The organism is Nocardia sp. CC201C, from assembly GCF_030010695.1.
Classification (GTDB): domain Bacteria; phylum Actinomycetota; class Actinomycetes; order Mycobacteriales; family Mycobacteriaceae; genus Nocardia; species Nocardia otitidiscaviarum.
In genome coordinates this window covers 1-5539 of sequence record NZ_JASCXP010000467.1, presented here as the reverse complement: position 1 = coordinate 5539, position 5539 = coordinate 1, and the positions used below count along the sequence as shown (strand labels likewise).

General features: G+C 70.0%; 4 protein-coding genes and 1 pseudogene. All 5 read right to left on the bottom strand.

The genetic code is table 11. The features are described 5' to 3' along the window. Nucleotides 1–684, bottom strand: a 684-nt coding sequence (locus QK444_RS31800; protein ID WP_282785769.1) for an ABC transporter ATP-binding protein, incomplete at its 3' end; no start/stop codon positions are given. Nucleotides 685–895: 211 nt separating this feature from the next. Continuing rightward, nucleotides 896–2260 (bottom strand): amidohydrolase family protein, encoded by a 1365-nt coding sequence (locus QK444_RS31795; protein WP_282785768.1) that lies wholly within the window; start codon nt 2258–2260, stop codon nt 896–898. Between the two features lie 290 nt (nt 2261–2550). Further along, complete coding sequence (locus QK444_RS31790) at nt 2551–3663, bottom strand: winged helix DNA-binding domain-containing protein (protein ID WP_282785767.1); 1113 nt, start codon at nt 3661–3663, stop codon at nt 2551–2553. Between the two features lie 68 nt (nt 3664–3731). Further along, a complete protein-coding gene (locus QK444_RS31785) occupies nt 3732–4706 on the bottom strand; it encodes an NADPH:quinone oxidoreductase family protein (RefSeq protein WP_282785766.1) in 975 nt (324 codons plus the stop codon). An 80-nt stretch (nt 4707–4786) separates the two neighbouring features. Further along, nucleotides 4787–5539: pseudogene (locus QK444_RS31780) on the bottom strand (hypothetical protein); the annotation flags it as partial.

Sequence of the window (5539 nt, the reverse complement as noted above, 5' to 3'; positions counted from 1 at the left end):
GGCGACCAGGCCGGTGAAGGCGCTGTCGAACCGCAGGTCCCGGTCGCGCGGGTACGGCAGGTCGATATCGATCACCTCGTGTACGCGCCCGGGCCGGGCGGACATGACCACCACGCGCCGCGCCAGGAATACCGCCTCGGAGACGGAGTGGGTGATGAACAGGGCCGTGAAGACGTTGTCGCGGTAGAGCCGCAACAGTTCCTCCTGCATGCTCAGGCGGGTGATCTCGTCGAGCGCGCCGAAGGGTTCGTCGAGCAGCAGCAGGCTCGGCTGTAAAGCCAATGCGCGGGCGAGGGATACGCGCATTCGCATACCGCCGGAGAGCTGGCCGGGGAGTTTGTCCGCGAAATCGGCCAGTCCGACCGCCGCCAGGGCGCGGGTGGCGCGGGTCCGGCGGGTGCCGCGGTCGACGCCGCGCAGTTCGGCGGCGAGTTCGACATTGCGCAGCACCCGCCGCCACGGCAGCAGGGTGGCCTCCTGGAAGATGAAGCCGACCGAATCTGTCTGGACCGCAAGGCTTCCCGATGTCGGCCGCTCCAATCCGGCGGCCAAGCGCAGCAGTGTCGACTTACCGCAGCCGGAAGGCCCCACCACGGCGACGAATTCGCCGCGCCGGACCTCCAGATCGATAGCGGCGAGGGCGACGATATCGCCGGAGCCCTGGCCGTCGTAGCGCTTGCCCACCCCCGTGCAGGTGATTTCCGGAACCGGTGCGAGCGGCTCGGTGACCGAGCGCCGCTCGGAGTTCGGGGCGGTTCCGGTGTCGCGCACCGTGTCGTAGAGCACCACCGCGCTCACCTTCTTTCGATAATCTTGCGTGCAATCAAAGCGTCCAGATCAGTTTTGCTGCACAGAATTACGTGCAATCAATATCCTGTTTCGCAGTGGTTAACTGTTATTGCATGTCCAGCAGTAGCTTGGTGAGGGCCGGTTCGTCGATGCGCGTACTGCGCCCGTCGCGAAGCACCGCCTCACCGTCCACCCAGACGGTGTCCACCACCCGCGGCGAGGCGGTGGTCAGCACGGTGGCCCCGGGATCTCGGACCGGCAGGCAGGCGAAGTCCCGATCGAAGCGCAGCAGGGTCAGGTCCGCGCGGTCCCCCGCCGCGATTCCGACCGGCCCATCCGAATCGCCCAGGGCGGCAGCGGCACCGCGGGTGGCCATCCGCATCATGTCGTCGAAGCCGAGCAGATCGGCGCGCGCGTGCGTGACCCGCTGCAGGTACGCGCCCATGCGCAGCGCCAACAGCATGTCCTGGGTGTCATTGCTGGCCGCGCCGTCCACCCCCAGCCCTACACCGATGCCCGCGGCCAGCATGGCGGGGATCGGCGCTACTCCGCTGCCCAGCCGCATATTGCTGAGCGGGTTGTACGACACCGCGACACCGCGCTCGGCGAACAGCCCGCGGCCGTACTCGTCGAGGTGACAGCAGTGCACCGCGAGGGTACGCGGCCCCAGCAGGCCGCCGCGATCCAGATAGTCGACCGCCGAGCAGGTCGCGTGTGCACGGCACATGTCCTCGTCGGTGCGGGTCTCCAGCAGATGGATGGAGATGGTCTTGCCGGTGCGATCGGCGTAGTCGCGCACGGCGGCCATACCCTCGGGGGTGAGGCAGCGCGGATTCGGCACGGCGAGCGCGGTCGTGACCCGCGTGTCCGTGAGCCTGGCGTCGAGCGTGTCGATGTGCGCGAAGACCTCCGAAAGCGGTTGCAGCAGGCGTGGATCCATACCCCAGCGGCGGGAGGGGTCGGCCCGGTCGGCCACGCCCCGGCCGAAGACCACGCGAATGCCCAGCTCGTGCAGGGCGCGCAGGGCCGCGTCGTGTACGGCCGCCGAGGGATTCGGCCACATGTGCTCGACCACGGTGGTGACACCGCCGCGCAGCAGTTCCAGACCGCCCGCGAGGGCGGCGGCATAGGTCTGCTCGGGCGTGGCCGCCACCGTGAATTCGCCTACGCAGTGCAACCATTCGAGCAGCGGCAGCCCCTCCCCCGCACCGCGCAGCACGGACTGCTGGAGGTGGGTGTGGGTGTTGACGAAACCCGGAATCAGGTGGCCGCCGCTACCGTCGACCGTAGGAAGCGCCCGGCCCGCACCGGCTTTCGGCCCGATGGCGGTGACACGGCCGTGCTCGACGACCACATCCTGTCCCGACGTCCACCGAGGCCCCCCGACGGTCGCGGTGTAGGCGGTGACATCGCCGATCACGACACTGTCGGTCTCGGCACTGCCCGGGACGGCTGCTGACTGTGGCACCATGCGGCATTCCTCTCGAAATGCGGCTGGTTCGCCCGCCCCGATCCGGGCGGTGCACCGCGTCCGTTGCAGCCATGAACGTGGTGTCCGAAAGCCTAACGGCGCGGTGTTTCCGCCGGGTTAAGGTTGCCGCACCCATCGTGCGGATACCTGCCGACCGGTTGGTGCGCACGGGCAACCGACCAGCCATGCAGGCAGCCGGAAACGACCGAGCGCATGCAGGCAGCCGGAAACGACCGGGCGCGTGTAGGCAGCGGGGAAGTAGCCGGGTGCGTGAAGGAAACGGAACGGGGTCAGGGACGCAAATCCGCTCCTGGGGAGAGGATTTCGACGCTGGAGTGCAGCTCCGGTTCCAGGAATGCCAAGAGCGCCTCCGCTTCGGCCGTCACCGCGTCGCGGTCGGCGCGGCTCCACTCGGTGCGGGGGCTGACACGCAGACGAGCCGTACCGCGCTCGGTGAAGATCTTGTAGACGGCGGCGAGGTAGCCGTCCACCAGGATCGGGGATACGGCGGCGGCGAAGGCGCGCAGTGGGGGTGCGCCGCTCTCCGGGACGATGCGGGTTCGATCCTGGTGGGAGAGGACGGCGTTGTCGTACCAGCCGAGCAGGCAGACGGGGGCGGGGGTGTCCGGGTCGGCCAGTTCGGCGTCGGCGGCGTCGTAGAGGGTGCGACCGCGCTCGTCGGTGTAGGTGCGCACGCGGTCGCCGAGACGGTCCATCGCGGGCTTCATACCGGTGAGCTTGGACCAGGTCTGCATATCCATGGTGGTGGCGGGGCCGAAGGCGCGCAGGTACCGCAGCAGCAGTTCCGCCAGCGGATAGGTCGGGTCCAGGGGTGCGCCGAGCCAGGGTTCGACCCGGGACCACACCGGGCGGCTGTTGTCGCGCCAGCGCCCACGCGGTGGAGTTTGCAGGACCGGCAGTTGGTACAGCCAGGTCTGGACGATCGCCCCCGGATCGCGCTCCGGGTAGAGTTCGGCGGCGCGTGCACGCAGGGCGGTGGCGGACATGGGTTCGTCGCCGAGCACCGCCTCGCCGTCGGCGCGCACCCGCTCCGGATCCAGCCCGACCATGGCCCCGTAGTTGAAACCCTTGCGGAAGGGCACCTTCTCCAGTTCGGGCTGGATGTGCGGGGCGATGCGCAGCGCGTCCGGCGGGGTGACCAGGTGAATGGTGCCGCGCATCAACGTGATTCGCACCAGGGAGCGATCCTCGAGCCCGGCCGACACCGGCTTCGGGTCGAACTCGGCGATACGGCTCCACAAGGCGATGAACGGCGGCGGGACGTCCTGAGCCTGTAGGCCGATCAGGTGCTCGCACATCTCGGCCACCGACAGCGTGGACCGCTCCAGCAGATGCTGGCGGGCGAGTAGGGTCCGATTCAACACCCTGTTCGACAGCTTCATGGTTCGCCTTCCCTCCCGGCCGCGCCGGTCACACCACCGGTACGACGATCATGCTCTCCGCGGGTGACTCAGCGCAGGGTGACGACGACCTTGCCGGTGGCGGTGCGCTTGTCCAGCGCGGCGACGGCTTCCGCGGCGTGGTCGAGGGTGTAGAGGATCGGCTCCGGCGGCAGGATCTTGCCGTTGGCGAGCAGCGGTTCGACCTCCGCCCACTGCTCCTGGAGGTAGCCGGGATGGCTCATCGCCCATTCACCCCAGGCCGCGCCGACGACCTCGACATTCTTGAGCAGCAGGCGGTTGACCTTCACCGTGGGGATCTCACCGGCCGTGAAACCGACCACCAGCAGGCGGCCGCCGGAGGCGAGGGAGCGGATGCTGTCGGTGAAGCGGTCGCCGCCGACCGGGTCCAGCACGATGTCCACGCCCCGGCCGCCGGTGAGGTCCTTGACCGTCGCCAGCCAGCCGTCGGTGAGCACGACGTCGGTCGCGCCGTTGGCGCGGGCGACCTCGGCCTTCTCCTCGGTGCTGACCACCGCGATCACCCGGCCCGCGCCCAGCGCCTGCGCCATGCGCAGGGTGGAGGTGCCGATACCACCGGCCGCGCCGTGCACCAGCACCGTCTCGCCCGGGGCGAGGCGACCGCGGTTGCGCAGGCAGAAGTGCACGGTCAGATCGTTGAACAGCACACCCGCGCCCGACTCCAGGGCGATGTTGTCGGGCAGTTTGAACACCATGTCGACGGGTGCGACGGCGACCTCGGCCATGGCGTTGCCGAGCAGGGTCAGCGCGACCACCCGGTCGCCGGGGGCCACGTGCGCGCCCTCGGGGGCTTCGCGGACGACTCCGGCGATCTCGCAGCCCACGACGTACGGCATGGCCGGTTTCATCTGGTACAGGCCGCGGGTCATGAGGACGTCGGGGAAGGCCACCCCGGCCGCGTGCACGTCGATGACGACGCCGCCGGGATAGGGCGCGGGCTCCGGAATATCGACGACCTCGATCGCCTCCGGCCCTTCCAACTTGCTCACCACGGCTGCACGCATGCGAAATCTCCGATCTACCCGGCGTTGGATGCCTTCCGAACCTAACCGATCCGCGGGCGATCCGTCCGGTTCGGTCGGATTCAGCGGCTGGCGTACTCGATCATCGCCTCGTCGGCGAGCACCTCATCGCCCCGCACGATGGTCAGCGAGCGCGGGCCGATCTCGTACCGGGTGCCGTCGGCGGGGTTGGTGACGGTGAAGCCATCGGCGGCGGGCACCGGATCGTCGAGTTCGATCCGCGCCCCGTCACTGAGCCGCACCCCCTGGTAGTAGTAGCGGCCGACGCCGGTGCGGCACACCACGAATCGTGAGGCGGCGGTGTGGCCGACGGCGTAGGCCGGATCGTCGGAGTTGCAGCGGGGGCCGACCGCGTCGACGAAACCCTGGCCATCGCTGCCGGACACCGAATCCGGCAGCGGTCCGAGGGGTGGGGCCGTCGGTGCGGAGGTGGTGCGCGCGGCGTCGGGCGTGGTGACGACCGCGGTGGGTGCCGCGGAATCCGGGGCCGCGGAGGTCTGTGCCGCAGGAGTCCGGGCAGTGGATGTCAGGCCGAGCGGCACCTCGGGCGACGGCCGCGCCGTGACGGACGACGTGATCGCCCCCGGCCGGCCGGGAGCTCCGTCGTCGCGCAGCGCCACCCACCCCAGCGCGGCGGCCAGTCCCACCACGGCGACCCCGAGCACGCCGACCAGCACCGGCAGCCGCGAACGCTGCCGCTCCTGCGGCGACAGCGGCCCGGACGGATGCTCCCGCCACCCCGCCCCGCCCACCGGAACCGGGTCGTCGCCCGCGAACCCCGATGTCGTGCCGGACCTGTGGTGGTCGGCCTCACG